18 protein-coding genes are annotated in these 16898 nt (G+C 38.5%); 5 read left to right on the top strand and 13 right to left on the bottom strand.

The genetic code is table 11. From position 1 onward, the window contains the following. Positions 1–56 precede the first annotated feature (56 nt). The gene (locus R2Q94_RS19110) at positions 57–1085 is read left to right on the top strand and encodes an energy transducer TonB (RefSeq protein ID WP_316823083.1); all 1029 of its coding nucleotides are present in this window, start codon (positions 57–59) and stop codon (positions 1083–1085) included. Positions 1086–1116: 31 nt separating this feature from the next. On the opposite strand, the gene R2Q94_RS19105 is transcribed toward R2Q94_RS19110, so the two are convergent. From R2Q94_RS19105 to R2Q94_RS19080, 6 genes are read right to left on the bottom strand one after another with little or no spacing between them, the layout of a single operon-like run. Further along, positions 1117–2241 carry an ABC transporter permease gene (locus R2Q94_RS19105; RefSeq protein ID WP_316823082.1) on the bottom strand — a complete coding sequence of 375 codons (1125 nt, stop codon included), beginning with the start codon at positions 2239–2241 and terminating at the stop codon, positions 1117–1119. Next, positions 2238–3344 (bottom strand): ABC transporter permease, encoded by a 1107-nt coding sequence (locus tag R2Q94_RS19100; RefSeq protein WP_316823081.1) that lies wholly within the window; start codon positions 3342–3344, stop codon positions 2238–2240. The genes R2Q94_RS19105 and R2Q94_RS19100 overlap by 4 nt, the downstream gene beginning before the upstream one ends. Before the next feature lies 1 nt (position 3345). Further along, the gene (locus tag R2Q94_RS19095) at positions 3346–4089 is read right to left on the bottom strand and encodes an ABC transporter ATP-binding protein (protein ID WP_316823080.1); all 744 of its coding nucleotides are present in this window, start codon (positions 4087–4089) and stop codon (positions 3346–3348) included. Then, positions 4079–5029, bottom strand: a complete 951-nt coding sequence (locus R2Q94_RS19090) for an ABC transporter ATP-binding protein (RefSeq protein WP_316823079.1) — start codon at positions 5027–5029, stop codon at positions 4079–4081. Before R2Q94_RS19090 ends, R2Q94_RS19095 begins: the two co-directional genes overlap by 11 nt. Positions 5030–5036: 7 nt before the next feature. Then, complete coding sequence (locus R2Q94_RS19085; protein WP_316823078.1) at positions 5037–5972, bottom strand: HlyD family secretion protein; 936 nt, start codon at positions 5970–5972, stop codon at positions 5037–5039. 21 nt (positions 5973–5993) lie between these two features. Further along, positions 5994–7277 carry a TolC family protein gene (locus tag R2Q94_RS19080; protein WP_316823077.1) on the bottom strand — a complete coding sequence of 428 codons (1284 nt, stop codon included), beginning with the start codon at positions 7275–7277 and terminating at the stop codon, positions 5994–5996. A gap of 499 nt (positions 7278–7776) precedes the next feature. Here R2Q94_RS19080 and R2Q94_RS19075 point away from each other — a divergent pair, with 499 nt between their 5' ends. Both R2Q94_RS19075 and R2Q94_RS19070 read left to right on the top strand, forming a co-directional pair. Continuing rightward, complete coding sequence (locus tag R2Q94_RS19075; RefSeq protein WP_316823076.1) at positions 7777–8562, top strand: hypothetical protein; 786 nt, start codon at positions 7777–7779, stop codon at positions 8560–8562. 153 nt (positions 8563–8715) lie between these two features. Next, complete coding sequence (locus R2Q94_RS19070) at positions 8716–8856, top strand: hypothetical protein (protein ID WP_316823075.1); 141 nt, start codon at positions 8716–8718, stop codon at positions 8854–8856. A 238-nt stretch (positions 8857–9094) separates the two neighbouring features. Here R2Q94_RS19070 and R2Q94_RS19065 read toward each other — a convergent pair whose 3' ends face one another. The 5 genes from R2Q94_RS19065 to R2Q94_RS19045 form a co-directional block, all read right to left on the bottom strand. Next, on the bottom strand, positions 9095–9319 hold the full coding sequence (locus tag R2Q94_RS19065) for a hypothetical protein (protein WP_316823074.1): 225 nt from the start codon (positions 9317–9319) through the stop codon (positions 9095–9097). 166 nt (positions 9320–9485) lie between these two features. Next, positions 9486–10415: a hypothetical protein gene (locus R2Q94_RS19060; protein ID WP_316823073.1), complete on the bottom strand. Its 930-nt coding sequence runs from the start codon at positions 10413–10415 to the stop codon at positions 9486–9488. Then, entirely contained in the window at positions 10415–11434 is a 1020-nt protein-coding gene (locus R2Q94_RS19055; protein WP_316823072.1) for an SPFH domain-containing protein, read from the bottom strand. Before R2Q94_RS19055 ends, R2Q94_RS19060 begins: the two co-directional genes overlap by 1 nt. Positions 11435–11548: 114 nt before the next feature. Then, positions 11549–12256 carry an NUDIX hydrolase gene (locus R2Q94_RS19050; protein ID WP_316823071.1) on the bottom strand — a complete coding sequence of 236 codons (708 nt, stop codon included), beginning with the start codon at positions 12254–12256 and terminating at the stop codon, positions 11549–11551. A gap of 358 nt (positions 12257–12614) precedes the next feature. Further along, a complete protein-coding gene (locus R2Q94_RS19045) occupies positions 12615–12971 on the bottom strand; it encodes a helix-turn-helix domain-containing protein (RefSeq protein WP_316823070.1) in 357 nt (118 codons plus the stop codon). Positions 12972–13096: 125 nt separating this feature from the next. On the opposite strand from R2Q94_RS19045, the gene R2Q94_RS19040 reads away from it, so the two are divergent. Next, positions 13097–14050: an NADP-dependent oxidoreductase gene (locus R2Q94_RS19040; RefSeq protein WP_316823069.1), complete on the top strand. Its 954-nt coding sequence runs from the start codon at positions 13097–13099 to the stop codon at positions 14048–14050. An 82-nt stretch (positions 14051–14132) separates the two neighbouring features. Here R2Q94_RS19040 and R2Q94_RS19035 read toward each other — a convergent pair whose 3' ends face one another. Then, entirely contained in the window at positions 14133–15221 is a 1089-nt protein-coding gene (locus R2Q94_RS19035) for a two-component regulator propeller domain-containing protein (RefSeq protein ID WP_316823068.1), read from the bottom strand. A gap of 102 nt (positions 15222–15323) precedes the next feature. Here R2Q94_RS19035 and R2Q94_RS19030 point away from each other — a divergent pair, with 102 nt between their 5' ends. After that, the gene (locus R2Q94_RS19030) at positions 15324–16214 is read left to right on the top strand and encodes a winged helix-turn-helix domain-containing protein (RefSeq protein ID WP_316823067.1); all 891 of its coding nucleotides are present in this window, start codon (positions 15324–15326) and stop codon (positions 16212–16214) included. 113 nt (positions 16215–16327) lie between these two features. On the opposite strand, the gene R2Q94_RS19025 is transcribed toward R2Q94_RS19030, so the two are convergent. Beyond that, positions 16328–16870, bottom strand: coding sequence for an alpha/beta hydrolase (locus R2Q94_RS19025; RefSeq protein WP_316823066.1), 543 nt, complete (start codon positions 16868–16870; stop codon positions 16328–16330). Positions 16871–16898 lie beyond the last annotated feature (28 nt).

Raw genomic sequence — 16898 nt, 5'->3', positions numbered from 1 at the left:
AGAAATCATTCATTTTACTATTTGCAAATTTCTATCTTCGAGGTAAACCTGCGCTCATGAAAACTAGAACAAAACTTATTCTCCACCTGATTAGTTCCATCATTTTAACATTGTCTGTATTCACTGTCCAGGCCCAGACAAAATTGTATGGCTCTTACGTAGCTACAAAAATCAGCTACTTAAGCGATGATGAACTCCCAGAAGACAATATCCTAAAATATACTTATACCAAATATACTTTCAGTAATTCAGACAGAATCAGCAGTTCAGGAGTATATTCTGAAATTGGCACCAATTTCCTCTTTGCAATTGAAGGAAATCGTCTCATCATAAAAAGCGAGGCGGGAGCAGTTATAAATACGATGAAGATTATGGAAAGCACGGCTAACAAACTGGTACTGGTTAGCAGCGCTTCAAATGGCTCCTTGGAAGATCCCTGGGCAATCAAGTATACGCTTTACAACGAGCAGTTCCTCCAAAGTAAACTGCCACTCACACCAGATGACATCTTCAGCATCAAAGGGACTGATACCCTATATAAATCGGGACAAAAAATCTATGCTCAATTCCAGGGGCCATCTTTTCAGCAATATATGTATGAGCAACTAGGTAAAAAAAAGATGAATATCAGAAACGGGCAATTGCTCTCCACTTTTATCATTGATAAAAATGGTCATCCTGATAGCCTTAGGATTATCCAGGGGATCAACCCTAAATTTGATGCCGAGTATATTAAAGCCTTTAATTCTTCTAAGAATAAGTGGCAACCGGCCAAACTAAATAACGAAAATGTTAAGGTGCTGATGAGTCAAGAGCTCAAATACCTTAGTACTGAAGAGGGTATTCCGACCTATTTCCTTTCCCAAAAAGCAAATAAAGCTTATAAAGACAAGGATTATGAACTTGCATTGTATTATTACGATAAAGCTCTGGAACTGAAAAACGATGATATTGTAAATCTGTACCGTCGTGGAATCTGCAGACAAGTATTAGGCAATTTAAAGGGAGCCTGCGCCGACTGGATTAAAATACAAGCATTGGGTAATCCAACAGCAAATGAGCTTTTGCTAAAGTATTGCAAATAACAAAACAAGCAAGTCGGTAATTTCAATCATATTAATTTGTTTTGCGATAATTGAATATCGCCAAACCATTCAAAAGAACAGCGAAGCCACAGAGATACCACAATTCCGACCCCAGTTCCTGAAGCCCACTGCCTTTTAAGACAATCAGCCTCACTACTTTTATAAAATGTGTTACCGGCGTCAATTCCGAAATCGTCCTGGCCCAATTTGGCATACTATCCGTGCTGGTAAAAAAACCACTCATCAACATAAAAACCATCATAAAGAAATAGGCGATGAACATGGCCTGTAATTGTGTATCGGCAAAGGTGGAAATCAATAAGCCTAATCCTAATAAAGCCACCAGATACACCGCGGCAAATAAATAAAGTACGGCGAGGTTACCTTTTGGAAATATGCCGTACACCACGTACATCACCACTAATCCAATTGTAAATACAGTGATCCCCACAATCCAGAATGGAATGAGCTTCCCTAAAATAAACTGCCATTTCTTAATGGGGGTAACATTGATTTGCTCTATTGTTCCAATCTCCTTTTCCCTCACAATATTGAGTGCAGTAATAAATCCGCCAATCATGGTGAGTAGTAATACCAGAATCCCTGGAACCATGTAGTATTTATATTCAGCCCTTGGGTTGTACCAATTGGAATTGACGATCGTGATCGCTGCCGCTGCATTGTCAACCGAAGCTATTGGCGATTTCACAATAACATCCAGGTTACTATTAAAATCGGCAATAACTGAAGTCAGGTATGCCCCAGCCAAAGCAGATTTTGTCCCGTTAATGGCATCTACAGCAATATTCACTTCTTGTCGTCCTTCTTTCACCAGATTGCGTTCAAAATGCGGCGGAATCTCCAGCAGCAGATCGGCCTCCCCTTCTTCAATCAGCTCTAAACCCTCTTTATAAGAAAACGGAGTACCTGTTACTTTGAAATATCCTGAGGAAGCAATTTTGTTGATCAGCTTTTGCGAATAAGAACTCCGATCGTTGTCTACATAAGCCACATTCACATTCTTCACTTCAAAATTGGCCGCCAATGGGAGTATAATCAACTGAATAATGGGCATTGCAAACATCATCGCCAATATCGTTTTATCCCTGAATATCTGACGAAATTCCTTTTGCAATATGAACCTTAGTACCTTCACGACAACCTGATTTTAAATCGTTTCAATGCAATCGTTAACAGCACTACAGACATCGCTGCCAGCACCAAGGTTTCTTTCCATACAAAGCTAAAACCAAGCCCCTTCAACATAACTGCCTTAACAATCGCATAATAATATCTTGATGGGATAATGTGGGAAATCACCCTGAATATCCAGGGCATATTTTCCAAAGGAAACATGAAACCTGTAAGTAACAAAGTGGGCAGCATCATTCCCATCATGGAGATCAGCATAGCGGTTTGCTGTGAGTCTGTCACGTTGGAAATCAACAAGCCTAAAGAAAGACAGGTAATGATAAACAGGATGCTTTCTGCAAAAATCAACAGCAGACTACCTTTTATCTCTATATGAAGCAGAAAAACAGAAAGCAATAGTATAATGATGAAATTGATTAACGAAAGTACCAGATAAGGGATTGCTTTTGCGATCAGTACCATGATTGGTTTAAAGGGCGATACCAAAAGAATTTCCATCGTACCGAGTTCCTTTTCCCGTACCACGGCTACAGATGTGAGCGCAGTACTCACGATCATAAAAATAAGCGCAATTACCCCTGGAATAAAATTGAGCGAGCCATTTTGTTTTTCATTGAAAAGTTGTCTTAATTGCGGCACTATCTGGTAAGATAATTTTGCATTCGGATTGAGTTCCTGCTGATAATTCCCAATAATTGCAGTTAGATAATTGGTAACAATAGTTGCGGTATTTGGATCTGAAGCATCTGCTATAATCTGTATTTGTGCTCCACCTGTACGGTACAAGTCTGCCGCAAAATTTGCAGGAAAGATAATCGCACATTTAATACTCCCCTCTTTAAAACGGTCCTCGATATCCTTGTAATTTATCACTGCTGCCTGTACCTGAAAATAGGAGCTTGTTTTAATCCGATTAGTCAGTTGTTCTGAATGTACATCCCGGGCATTATCCTGAATAGCCACACCAATATTTTTCACTTCACTGCTCAATGCAAAGCCGAAAAGGATGATTTGGACTATCGGGAGCCCAAAAAGGATCAACAGCGTCCTGCGATCCCTGAACACATGGTAAAACTCCTTTTTGACAAAAGCATATAGCTGTTTCATATTAATCTGCCGCTCTTTTAGCACCTCGTGCCAATTGATAAAAAACCTCGTCCATCGAATGGGTATGAAACTTTTCTTTCAAATTACCCGGACTGTCCATTGCTTCTACACGTCCATCAACCATTACACTGATCCGGTTGCAATACTCAGCCTCATCCATATAGTGTGTAGTTACAAAAACCGTAATGTCGTTTGCTGCTGCTTCATAAATCATATCCCAGAACTGTCGTCTTGCAATAGGGTCTACACCTCCCGTCGGCTCATCGAGAAACACAATCTTAGGACGATGAAAGATTGCCACCGAAAATGCCAGTTTTTGCTTCCAACCTAGCGGCAGTGCTCCAACCATTTTTTTAGCTTCTTTTTCCAATCCCAAAGTAGTCACCAGTTCCTGGCTGCGCACTTTGATTTCAGATCTGGAAACGCCATATACACCGCCATAAAACTCGATATTTTCCAAAATACTCAGGTTGTCGTACAAAGAGAACTTCTGACTCATATAACCAATATTCTTTTTAATACTTTCCTGTTGCTTGTACACATTAAAACCTGCAACAGTAGCCTCTCCGGAAGTAGGATAAGACAGGCCACAAAGAATGCGCATCGCTGTTGTTTTACCGGCACCATTAGCGCCAAGAAATCCAAATATCTCTCCTTTCTCCACGTCAAAACTAACGTTATCTACAGCCTTAAAATCACCAAATTGCTTGGTCAGATTTTTACAGATAATCGCTTTATTTTCCATGGCCACTTTCCTTTAATTGAACACCCCGGTTTTGTTCCTGCATCAGCCTGATGAAACTATCTTCAATGGTTGCTGTCACTTTTTTTAGTTCAAATTCTTCAGGATTGTATTTGGCTGCGATTCTTGAGATCTGTTGTTCATTACGATCATCAGAATGCAGCGTCAAATGCAGGTATTCCCCAAAAGCATAGCAAGTTTCTATGGCTTCATCCGAACGCAAATCCTGTAATAATTTATAGATATTTTTTGCTTTGGCTGCGAACAGCGGCTTGGGAAAACTCTGCACAATATGTTTTGGTTGGTCAATTGACATTACTTTACCGTCTTGTAGGAGTGCAATTCGATCGCAAAGATTGGCTTCATCCATATAAGGGGTAGAAACTACGATCGTGATCTGCTGTTCTTTGAGCCTGGCCAGCATTTCCCAAAATTCCTTTCTTGAAACGACATCTACCCCTGTAGTTGGTTCATCCAAAAACAATACATCGGGTTTATGAATCAAGGCACAACATAAAGCCAGCTTCTGTTTCATGCCGCCTGAAAGTTTTCCTGCCCTTCGCTTACTGAAGGGTTTTATTTGCTCATAAATGTCCTTAATCAAGTCATAATTTTCAGAAATAGTGGAGCCAAATATCGTTGCAAAAAATGTCAGGTTTTCTTCTACCGTCAAATCCTGATATAAGGAAAACCGCCCTGGCATATATCCAACCCGATTCCGGATTTCCTGATAATCTTTGACCACATCAAAACCCTCAACAGTTGCCGTTCCACTATCCGCAAGCAATAGTGTGGTGAGGACACGGAAGATGGAAGTTTTCCCGGCGCCATCAGGCCCAATAAGGCCAAAAAGCTCCCCCTTCCTGACATCAAAGGAAACATCATCCACTGCTTTTACATTGCCGTAGGTCTTGATAAGATGATTTACACTTACTGCGTACATAGCGCTATTATTTCGTCCAGATCACTTCACCGTACATGCCTATTTTCAAATAACCATCGTTCTTTACCCTTACTTTAATCGCATAAACCAGATTGGCCCTTTCATCTTTGGTTTGTATGGTTTTAGGTGAAAACTCCGACTTATTGGAAATCCATATGATCGTTCCGGGATACGTTTTAAAATCGTCTTTCCCCTGATCTATCCTTACTTTGACTTCCTGACCTATTTTAATTTGCGAGAGTTGAGTACCCGTCACATAAGCCCTCAGGTCTAAGGTGTTGGTATTGGCAATTTTGTATATCGGTTTACCGGTAACCTGCAACTCTCCTTCCAGGGCATAACTTACCAATACAGTTCCATTGATCGGGTTAATGACCTGCCCTTTATTAATCTGTTCCTGATATTGCGCAATCGACTTTTCCAATGGTGCTTTTTCACTCAGGATACTTCGGTTTTGGGTATTCGTATTGTAAGTATTTAAAGCTAGCTGCTGTCTGGTAACTGCAATTTGCTTTTTCAATTGATCTATTGCTGCGTTGATATCGTCCAGTTGCTTTTGTGTGGCAGCATCTGCTTTAACCAGATTTTCTGTTCGGTTGCGCTCACGGAGCTGCTGACTCAGTTGCGACTCCTGTACGGCCAATTGTCGTCTAACCAGTTCAATCTGATCATCAGGATTAACCGTCTTTTTCGATAAGGCTTCCATACTTGCCTGCACCTGCTCCTTTTGCAATTCAGTAACACGAACATCAATCTGACCAACTTTTTCTCCAGCCTTCAATTCTGCCCCCTCTTGTACGGAATAAGAGATCAATATTCCATTTTGCTGTGCTGAAACGATCACCTCATCAGCCTCAAAATTACCCGAGGCATCATATTGATCCTTTTGTTTACAGGCATTAAGTAGCAATGCAGCGGAAATAAATAGGATAAGCTTTTTCATTTTTCCTTTAGTTATGAGGGATTAATTCCCAGTAATAAACTTGTGGTTGTAAATTGCCTGTAACAGCTGTATTTCATGGACTATTTTATTTTCTCTGGCCAGATTTTCTGAATTCAGCTTTTGTATATACTCATGCGTAGTGATCACCCCATTTTCCAATTGTGCTGCTGCAGATTTTGTCACTGAAGACCTTAAAGCGATAGCCTCTTCATCCTGCTTAATCAGTTCTGAATATTTTTTCACATTTTCGTCCTGTTGACTAAGGTCGATTCTGGTATTTAGTAAAAATGTTTCCCGATCTACCTCTACCGATTGCTGCTGAATAGATAAGTTATTTCGCTTATTCGATAAAGCATACAGACTCCCCAGCGACCAGTTAAATTTAATCCCTGTGATATACCAGGGTCCAAATTTATTCTCAATAATATTTAATGTCGGCCTCCCATACGCAGCCTGGAAAAATGCATTTACCTGCGGCAGATAATCAACACTCAATTGCTTCCTTTGTGTATCGTAAATGGATTTCTGAAAATCAAAAGCTTTTAGTTCTGGTCGGTTTATTTCAACCTGACCAGAATTCGCCTTAGGTATTTCCAATTGGCTTGCGGAAGACAATTCTTTCCCAATAAAAAGAGAAAGCATACTAAGGTAAGCCTTACGGTTCGATTTATATTCTGTACCTGTCATCTCCATATTAAGGACCTCTGCTTTTAACTCATCCAGATTGCTCCGGAAAGCAACACCATTTTTAAGCGCTGCTTCGGTTTTTTGCATTTGTGTTTGGAGGTTAGCTTTGTTCAGCTCGTTTTGATTTAACTGAGCGTCCATTAAAAGAATAGAAAAGTAAATGCTGTTAATTCTTTGCTTGATGCCGTAAAGATTCACCTCCAGGTTTTGTTCCTGCAATCCGGAATTTGCCTTTATCAGGTCCTTTTGTTTTTTTGTATTCCCACCATCATAAATGAGCTGATTCACTTCGCCCTGTATCCTATATTGATCTTTGCTAATCACAGGGAGTAGACCAGCAAATCCAGCCATCCCTAAAGCATCCGGAAAGCTTACTGTTTCAGACTGATAGGAAGCTTGTCCTGAAAAGTTGACCTGGGGCAGAAACCTTTTATTGGCGTTTTGAATGTCATAGCCGCTGGTTTGAGCAATTAATCCCAGCTTTTTGATTACCGGGTAATTTGTCCTGGCCAGCTGATGGCATTCCTCCAAACTGATTTTTTCCGATTGTGCGTTTGTAATATTTACCGTTACAAATAGCAGCAGAAACGTAATAAGGTGCTTTAAGGTATTTTGCATAGTTCTTCAAAAATTATGTCTCTGATAAATACTCCCTGGAATTACGCTAAATCTTCATTATGCTCAGTTAAAAATAGTGGTAATTTGTGAATCTATAGCAATTTACGGACAGCTTTCTGGTTTACCATCTTTCACACCACATTTTGTCAACAAAAGTTTACACCAAATAGTTGTTAAACTAAATATCATTTTACGTATTTTTAATTATAACAACCAAATTAACTTCAGATTTATTTTATTCATTTTTAAACAATCATTAAAGAGTTATTTATCAGAAGACAACAATTAAGACCTAAATGGTATTGGGTAATTGATAAGGAGTCTTCTTAGCAGAGATCCCATCTTCAATAATAGCGATTAAGATTTATGTGCCATAATATAAGCCTGCCAGACAGATCCAAATGAGTCTCATGATGAAAAATATTTGATAGGGACAGAGAATTTACGTGTAGTCTTGAATCACAAAAATTATAGAATACAAACCAAAAATAAATAAGATATGAACAACAATTTTTCACATGAGACGAGTCTGGAATCAGGACTCCAAAAAAATCAATGGATCGGCGGATTTGAAGAGTCGAATCCTGCATTCAAATATCCAAAACCAGATCTTAGTGCTCTTAAACTATTGGATAATATGGCCAATATTGACAAACTACAGCGCCAAATGAAAGCAATTTGGCCGGAGTTTAGCTGGAAGACCCAATTGGGCGTAGAAAAATCCAGGTGTTACCAAATGTTTGCCCCTGATATTTCAAGAATCGGCTATACTGATGAAGGTCGTGTATATTCGCTTATCTGCCCGCAGCAAGGTGCTTATATTAAAGAACTTGGAATAAATTTCAATGTGGAGGTAACCGTAACGGGACAACGAGGCTGGGTAAATGAAACCAGTAAAGAAATGGCGGCTGATTTAGGGGTAGTTGGGAAAATTTGGTTTTCACCAGATTATAATTCTAATCGAATCATTAAACTTTTATTTGAGGTATTAGACAAAACGAAATATCCGTTCAGTAAAGCATCGGCATTAGAGGTGAATACCTCAAAATCTGGCGATCCCAAAGATGTATACTTTCCCTTGGTACGTTTTGAAAGCCAAAGCTTCGAAATTCCTGATTTTGCTCAACATAAAAAAGAGGCTTTTACAGTTGCACATCTAGATGTACAAATTAATGATATTACCCAGACAGCTGATCCTTTAGTCAATAAATTCAATACCATCATTCTAGGATTATTTAATATTGCTTCTGGTAATATGCTAGCTAAATCCAACGTTCTGAGCTGAAATATCTGGTTTGATGAACCTTCAATTGTAGATCAGACCGAATGGAGAAAGCATGCAGAATATTGGCGTCATTCTCTAAACGTTAACCACTGTTCACCTGAGGGAGATGGAACAGATGCGAGGTACTTTGACGGTACAAAACTTCAAATCAATTTGAAGGATGTTTTAAATCAATTGAAAAAACTATTGGATGAGTTCATCAGACCGCATTATAAAGAATTAGGTATCGTAGATTTATCGCAATTAGATGCGCTTTCCCTGCATTTAACAAATGATTTATTAGCCCTATCCTAGGATCTTTTTAGTTTCCATTAATTGCTTTTTATCTTGCTCAACACAGGAGATAGCCAATCTTGCTTTTGAGGTCACAAATTGTGACCTCAAACTTTCATCATCCTCTTGCTCCAGCCTTCTCCTAACAATCATACCTCCCTGCAACTAAAGACAGAACTCTCAAAAGTAAAGTAAACTATAATACCAGCGGGTTTCCCGCTGGACATTATTTATGATCCTTAGTTAGCCTACTAATTGGCTACATGAACGTATTCTTCAGTACTTTGAATTTATCGTTCAATTTATAATCCAAAAGAACCAACCTATTATTTATACGCTTACCACTTTTAATATCATTCACAGTAAGTACATACTTCCCCATTTTGTCTCCATTCACAATCTTGAAATAATTTATAATACCACTACTCAGTTCAACACTCATTACCTTGAACTCTTTTGGATACGTTTTTCTTTCTTGTGACATAGTTTCTGTTAAGTTATCAAATTCACTTAACTCGCTGTCCACTCAAATGTAGCAACTCCAGTAACTAAAAAGGTAATATCTAACCGTTTTCAAATAGAAGGTGGCTTTATTGTTATAAGCCCAAACCTGGCCGCTCCCTAAGCCAATTTTTATTTGAGTAATTGTCTTATTCATCATTCGAAGTAACCAATATCGCTGTTTCTGATGCGATGCCAATCGTAGCAACAGCGCCACTATTAAAGCTTAAAAAGTCAGCTTCAATTCCATCACTAAAAATAATACCTTTAGATGGCATCAGAGATTCTATTTTTAAATACGACTCCTGATGGATCGATCCTAGGACAATATCAGTTTGGGTTCTTATACTTTTAAATGGTTCTCTCACTGCAAAAATCAGGTCATCCTCCTTAAAAACTGGTTTTTTCAGCTTCTGATTTCCGTTAGCAGTATTTAAGATTTCAAAAGCCATATTTATCATAGAACTTAGCCAGCCTGTTGAACCTGCTGGGGTAGAAACGATCAATCCACTGGAAGAATGTTCCTCCGTCTTCGTTCCATATGTGATTCGATATCTTGCAGAGACGTGTGAAGCAGCACCTATAAACAAGTCATTAAAAGCCAATAACCGCTGACCATCATTAAGTTTGGCTTCTGCAAAACGTCTTTTTTTAAACTGGAATTGATTGGCAATTACACCTTCAACGCCAGCCATAAAATCGGCTGTAGTAAATGGTAATAAGACCCCATCATAACGATCTGTATCAGGATTAACTGCCACAATTGGAAGCCCTTTAGCGTACTTCGCCGTATTGGCAACAAGACCATCCTGACCGATTACCACGATCATGTGCTTTTCTGAAAAAATAAATGAGGGTATGAATGCTCTGTCTACAATTTTATATTTGATGACCTTGCTGAGCATGGCCTGCAAAATATTTAGCGACACATAAAATGCTTCATGCTCTATCTCGTAATCCGTAAAATTTCCACCCAGACTTTCAATGTAAAATTTAGCTTGTGCCCTTGTATTGAACCGTTCAATCAAGGACTCCAACCTCGTTTTGTTCTTTACGATGATTGCATATTCTATACTCATTATCTTTTATTTGGGTTTTCGCTAAGTAATGAATCTAACAGTTCTGGACTAATATTCAGGTTGCCTATTTTTTCCGCATTTTCTGCAAGTTGCCTAAATGCAAGCGCAATATTGAACCTTGGATCTGGATTGTTATTTAATGCCGTTAAAATCTTCCAATCCATTTCTTTGTAAGGCTTCAAAGTCGCCTCTATCATATAACCTTGAGTTTTGGCCTCTTTCATATCATTTTCAGTTTTTTGCTCAATGAACTGTTTTCTATGATTTTCAACAGAGATGTCAGCCTCCAATTGCATTTCCCGGAGCTTCCTTTCAGTGTCCGAATTTTGAATCATAGACTCCATTTTCTTTTCGGCAATTTGCTTTTGCTTCTCCTCAACGGCGATTTCGGTATTTAGTTCGGTTTCTTTAATGATGCGCTCTTGTTCAACAGCAAAATTTCTCCTTTCATAGATCGCCTGATCAGCTTCTTGTTGAAGCTTTTCCCTGGTTTCGGTTTCTAATGCCCTGGCCATTTCAGGTGTTGCAGAAATGCCCAGGATATTTGCACCCAGAATTTCTATACCTAACATACGAATTGCACCTGAAGACATTAGTCCTTCCAAAATTTGATCTTCAATCGCCTTAGCCGACCGCATCGCATCCTTTAATTTGATCCCATGAATAAAAGCAGACGTTGCTGTTTGAGCCTCATTGATAATTCGTTGATTTAGTTTTTCTATGTCATTCTTTTTGTAGGCCCCATTGTCAGTAACCGTAAAATCTAAAATGTCTGAGAGTTCCTTTGGCTTGCTTATTTTATAGCTGATCTGGCCTTGAATGGTAACCTTTTGGTAGTCGTTAGTGGATTCACTAAAAATAAACGGAAGGTCATTACTCCCCATAGGAATAGCTACGATAGAGCTATTTGGTGCAAAGTAGAAGAATGATAAACCTCTTCCCTCTTTTTTTATGTGTCCATTGTTAAAATGGAACACATAAGTCATTGAATCAAATTTGATGTGTTGGATGCCAAACATATGCTTAAAATTTAAATTTACCTATTTGTGTTATAATGACACAAATAAAAGAACTTAATATTTAGCGTCCAAATAATTTGCGTAAAATTTACACAAATACATTTTTATCTTGAATTACAACAGCTTATATAGATCAAATCCTTTGATCCTTAATTCTTCATACTTTTCTCTATCAAATGAATATAATTTACCTGGACGCCCAACACTATTAGTCGGAGCCTTCTCATCTAGTTCCACAACCAATCCCAATGACATGATTTTACGTTTAAAATTGCGACGATCTATTTCCTGATCCAGTAATTTCATATAGAGTTGCTCTAAATCTGAGAAAAGAAACTTTCTGTCCAATAGTTCAAAACCGATAGGTTCATAAGTAATCTTTGCCCTTAGTCGGTTGATCGCCTTTTGCACAATATCATTGTGATCAAAAGCCAGCTGGGGTAGCTGGTATATATTGAACCATGCAGCTTCAGATGCATCTGATGAAGCAAAGAGTCTGAAGTCAGTAGACTTTACAAGGCCAAAATAAGCGATAGAAATAATTCGTCTTCTAGGGTCCCTATCCGGCTTACCAAAAGTAAATAACTGCTCCAGATAATTAATAGATACTCCTGCTTCTTCTTTTAACTCACGTGCTACTGCTTCTTCTAGTGTTTCATTATTGAGTACGAATCCACCTGGTAAAGCCCAATCATTGATGTAAGGTTCTATTTTTCGCTTGATCAGCAAAACTGATATCCCACTCTCCTGATTGTAGCCAAAAACTATAGCGTCTACCGTAACTTTGATATTCTGTTCTATGTAAGAATCTGCCTTATTCATATGAAATTTGGTAAATTACAAAGTAAGGGAAATTATTAGAGTTTTCTGGACTTTCAAATTACAGCCATTTTTGTTAGAGTTGAGAAACCTAGACGCTCATTTTTATGTCTATTCAGGCAATAATTATAAATAAACATTAGCTTTAAAAAACCAAAAGTAACCGACAATTATATTAATTAACAGATTATTCAGCATTCATAACGCTAAATCCAAATTTCAGATTGGTTACCTGGGATTGTAACCAGCTTGAATCCTTCTATAAAAGGATTCAAGATAGGGACAGTGATCTATATATGTCGGAAGTCAACACCTTCATTAATCGCTTAAAATAAGAAACTGCGAATCATATAGAAGGTATTTAGCTCTGTACTTTCATTGGTTTTAACTTCTCTTTCCGTATTTGTTTAGCGCCCCAATCTTTTAAATGATGGAGAAAGGGTACCAGCTCCTTCCCTACTTTGGTTAGTGAATATTCTACCTTCGGTGGTACCTCCAGATAGACTTCCCGATGAATGAGCATATCCTCTTCTAATTCACGTAGCGACTGGGTTAACATTTTTGGAGTAATGTCGTCTAGTATTTTACGGAGCTCACCATAACGCAAAACATCGCGGATATGCAAATGCCATAAAATGCGTCCTTTGTATTTGCCACCTATGCGTTGAAAGGCATAATCCAATGAACAAATTGGATCTGTTCCATATTTTCTTGCCATTTTTATAAGTTTTTATTGCTGATTATGAGCTTGGTATCTTTTTAGTGCGTAGGATACCTAAAAGTGCATACTTGTCACAAAGGTACTAATCACAGTACTTTGTAGTTCAATAAAAATGAAATTCTATGAAAGCAATTATTTTAAAAGAAGCAGGCTCATCTGCAAACCTATATCATACAGAACTCCCATTACCAGAAATTAAAGAAAATGAGGTATTGGTAAAAGTGAAGGCCATCAGTGTCAATCCTATAGATGTAAAAGCAAGAGCGAATGAGGGTGTACTGACCTGGATTTTTAATGAAGAACGTCCGGTTATCCTGGGTTGGGACATATCCGGAGCAGTTAGTAAAACTGGCAGCCAGTTATCAGACTTTAAAATTGGCGACGAGGTATTTGGTATGGTAAATTTCTTCGGACAAGGAAAGGCTTATGCTGAATATGTTGCAGTTCCTGCAAATCAGTTAGCCCTAAAACCAGCTGACATTTCACATGAGGAAGCTGCAGCTGCTACGCTTGCGGCTTTAACCGCCTTACAGGTCCTCAACCATGCAAAGGTAAGTAAGGGACAGAAGGTATTGATTCATGCTGCATCTGGTGGTGTAGGCCATTATGCTGTTCAACTCGCAAAAAATATAGGTGCATTTGTAATCGGTACTTCTTCAGCTGCCAACAAGGATTTTGTTTTAGGTTTGGGGGCTGATGAACATATCGATTATACTTCAGAGCGTTTTGAAGAACTGGTAACCGATGCGGACTTCGTACTAGATACAATGGAAGGTGAAACCCTAACGCGTTCGATTGACGCAGTAAAACCTGGTGGCATGATCATCAGTATTCCTACAGGCAATTTTCCACAGTCAGATAAGGATAAGGCGCAGGAAAGAAATGTCAATTTATCGGAGTTATTGGTAAAGTCAAATGGCAGAGATATGAAAACCATCGCTGATTTACTGGAGAAAGGGATCCTGAAATCTCATGTTTCGAAAACCTTTGACTTTAAGGATATGGACAAAGCGCATCAGAGCTTAGAGACTGGTAGAACAAAAGGTAAGGTAGTGGTGACACTATCCGCTGATTAAATACTAAAAGCATCCATAGCCTTGAGAAAATCTCTTTACCTGGGTTATGGATGCTCATTGTAAAAACCTGATGAACTTCAGATCAGCAATTATCCCCCTCTATACTTTTAAAGTCTGTGATCGTCTTTCCATCATAACGATACACTCCCATCAAACTGCCAAACCATATACTCCCATCTTTAGCTTCTAAAATCCCAAAAAGCATGATATCATTTGACTTTATTTCAGTTACAATGGGCTTTTTACTGGACAAGGACTTCTCATCATAACGGGAAAGTGCCCATTTTTTGTCTTTAGCACTTTCTGAACTGGTCCATATATTGCCTTTTTTATCTTCATAGATATAGCCTACAAACTTCTTGTTGAAATTGGTAAATGTTCTACCGTCATAGCGCCAAAGCCCATCATTGCCACCTAGCCAAATATTGCCCTTTTTATCTTTGATGATCGAACGAACATTTGCAAAAGGTTTGCCCTCTTTATTGGTTACAGGGCTAAATGTCTTGCCATCATAAATATAGGTATTGCCCCTTGTCCCAAACCAAAGTTTTCCTGTTTTGTCCTCAATGATCGCATTTACATCATTGTGCATCCAATGATCTTTAGGAAGGCCATTCTGATCAACCGATTGATGGGTAGAATCATTCCGATTACTGAGGGAAGCATCACTCATTTTAAAATTTCGAAAAGATTTCCCATCGTAACGGCTTGCTCCACCTTCAGTGCCGAACCAAATATTACCGGACTTATCTTCATAAATATTGGTCACCCTGTCGTTGGCAAGCCCTTCCTTAGTTGTAAAATTTCGAAAAGATTTCCCATCATAGAAATAGACTCCTGAACCAACAGAAGCAAACCAAAAATTTCCTTTTCTATCCTCTAAAACAGAAAAGAAACGAGCCGAACTCACTTTATTTGTAATATTGGTAAAAGACTTTCCGTCATATCGGATAATACCTCCAGCTGAAGCAAGCCAAATGTTCCCATTTCTATCCTGCTTGGCCGTACGAACCATCCTATTAGGCGATTTGAAAGTAATTAAACTGTTGGCATCGGAGTAAATACTATCTTTTGTTACATTTGTTTTGTCTTGTCCTTTACACGAGGTGTAAAAAACAAACACTAACAGCACCATATACATCGCTGCGTAATTCATGGTTTTATTTTTCATATCTTATAAAATTGGTTCAGCGAAACTACTTTGATATTACTGAGCCTTAGGGATTTGGATTGTAAATAAAAATGTAACCTTTGTAAATAAATCGTAAATCGTATGTCTGATCACCAAAAAACCCTCTCCGGAAAACGCAAGTATCTGTTCGGATTAATATTCCTCTCGTTTATCTCTGTGATCTTTGTGGCTTTTAGCATAACGGGCATTGACAACTTTGACTTTGCCAGAAGAGAAGTTCTGCTCCGCCAAATCGGACATGAACTACTCCTACAATCTGGCGACAGTACATCAAGGGTGCTACCGGTAAAAAAGATCACAGAAAATGAATACCAAATTAGCTTTGAACAGGAGCTTGCTTTTCAACCAGAATCACTGATGAATACTACCCGCCGTTTGCTGGCCAATGCCCCTCTCGCAGGTGATTATATTGTCAACGTTCTAAACTGTGGTAACTCTAGTGTGGCCTATGGATTCGCCATTTCCAATAATAAAAAAGATGATATTGTAGCATGCCTGGGAAGAGTTCAACCGAGAGCCTGTTACACGATCAATATAAAATTCAAACCGACAGGATTGAATACCTCAAAGAATGGATATCTTCTGGGTAGTTTACCACTTTTAGCATTTATTGGCTTTATATTTATAAGATCTGTTAAACCGCGAAAAACTGCAGCCGAAAGCAAGAATGCTGACACCTTAACTTTAGGCAGCGCCTTGTTCGATGTGAAAAACCGGAAGCTCATCATCAATGGACAACCAACAGACTTAACCGGAACTGAAACACGTGTATTGCACATTTTTGCGCTATCTCCTAATGAAACAATAGAAAGAAGCCGGCTGCAAAAAGAGATCTGGGAAGATGAAGGTGTTATTGTGGGGCGTAGTTTGGATATGTTTATCTCAAAACTTAGAAAAAAATTGGATTTTGATCCGAATATCAAAATTGTTGTGATACGGGGAAAAGGATATAAGCTTGAAATTATCGCTTAAGAAGAGCCTTTCTATTTTCTCATCTGCTTTATTGGAGAACTATGATAAATCATATTGAGCAAAATTATTCAGGGCTCAAGCCCTGCCTGGGCTGCAATAATCAGAAACAATTTCTATTTGCTATTTATGGACACCAGACACTTTTTATAACTGTCCAACAACGCTTCTGCCACACTTTTTGGGTCCTCTGCTGTCAACATAAAATCTGTTGGGTCTATAAAAAACAAACCACAGACATCGTCTGGATACATCGAGGAATATAAACGAATAAACGGTCCACCAATGGAATGTCCAGCCAATAGATATGGAGGTTTTATGTTTAAAGCAATCAATAGGTCCTGAAGTCTTTTTATAACGTCTGAATCTGTTTTTATGGAAGTATCTATTTCAGATTCTCCAATCCCGTTTCTATCATAAACTATTCCTGCAAAGCTCTTTTGAATGAATGGGAATAAACTTCCATAACTCCCACCTCCCGAACCAAGTCCTGATTCAAAAACGACGACTGGCTCATTATCTTTTCTGTTTTCGATTCCAAAAGTTCTATAGGCCATTTGTCTCTTATTGATCGTGACAAATTTCCTCTCAAAATTCTGTGAAAGGACTAATGTATTTGAAAAGAAGATGATGCATACAAACATTATGATTGATTTCATTTCCATCTATTGTTGTAAGTGTATAGCC

It is taken from the genome of Pedobacter gandavensis (assembly GCF_032678465.1).
In the GTDB taxonomy this organism is placed as follows: domain Bacteria; phylum Bacteroidota; class Bacteroidia; order Sphingobacteriales; family Sphingobacteriaceae; genus Pedobacter; species Pedobacter gandavensis_B.
The sequence above is the reverse complement of the archived record's forward strand: the minus strand, read 5'-3'. Positions and strand labels throughout refer to the sequence as shown.

Bases quoted from the DNA above. Each gene is read 5' to 3' on its own strand.
- R2Q94_RS19055 (WP_316823072.1), bottom strand. From the start codon at position 11,434: ATGTTTGGCATCCAACACATCAAATTTGATTCAATGACTTATGTGTTC.
- R2Q94_RS19025 (WP_316823066.1), bottom strand. From the start codon at position 16,870: ATGAAATCAATCATAATGTTTGTATGCATCATCTTCTTTTCAAATACA.
- R2Q94_RS19045 (WP_316823070.1), bottom strand. From the start codon at position 12,971: ATGGCAAGAAAATATGGAACAGATCCAATTTGTTCATTGGATTATGCC.
- R2Q94_RS19035 (WP_316823068.1), bottom strand. From the start codon at position 15,221: ATGAAAAATAAAACCATGAATTACGCAGCGATGTATATGGTGCTGTTA.
- R2Q94_RS19085 (WP_316823078.1), bottom strand. From the start codon at position 5,972: ATGAAAAAGCTTATCCTATTTATTTCCGCTGCATTGCTACTTAATGCC.
- R2Q94_RS19050 (WP_316823071.1), bottom strand. From the start codon at position 12,256: ATGAATAAGGCAGATTCTTACATAGAACAGAATATCAAAGTTACGGTA.
- R2Q94_RS19090 (WP_316823079.1), bottom strand. From the start codon at position 5,029: ATGTACGCAGTAAGTGTAAATCATCTTATCAAGACCTACGGCAATGTA.
- R2Q94_RS19060 (WP_316823073.1), bottom strand. From the start codon at position 10,415: ATGAGTATAGAATATGCAATCATCGTAAAGAACAAAACGAGGTTGGAG.
- R2Q94_RS19100 (WP_316823081.1), bottom strand. From the start codon at position 3,344: ATGAAACAGCTATATGCTTTTGTCAAAAAGGAGTTTTACCATGTGTTC.
- R2Q94_RS19075 (WP_316823076.1), top strand. From the start codon at position 7,777: ATGAACAACAATTTTTCACATGAGACGAGTCTGGAATCAGGACTCCAA.
- R2Q94_RS19065 (WP_316823074.1), bottom strand. From the start codon at position 9,319: ATGTCACAAGAAAGAAAAACGTATCCAAAAGAGTTCAAGGTAATGAGT.
- R2Q94_RS19080 (WP_316823077.1), bottom strand. From the start codon at position 7,277: ATGCAAAATACCTTAAAGCACCTTATTACGTTTCTGCTGCTATTTGTA.
- R2Q94_RS19030 (WP_316823067.1), top strand. From the start codon at position 15,324: ATGTCTGATCACCAAAAAACCCTCTCCGGAAAACGCAAGTATCTGTTC.
- R2Q94_RS19095 (WP_316823080.1), bottom strand. From the start codon at position 4,089: ATGGAAAATAAAGCGATTATCTGTAAAAATCTGACCAAGCAATTTGGT.
- R2Q94_RS19040 (WP_316823069.1), top strand. From the start codon at position 13,097: ATGAAAGCAATTATTTTAAAAGAAGCAGGCTCATCTGCAAACCTATAT.
- R2Q94_RS19110 (WP_316823083.1), top strand. From the start codon at position 57: ATGAAAACTAGAACAAAACTTATTCTCCACCTGATTAGTTCCATCATT.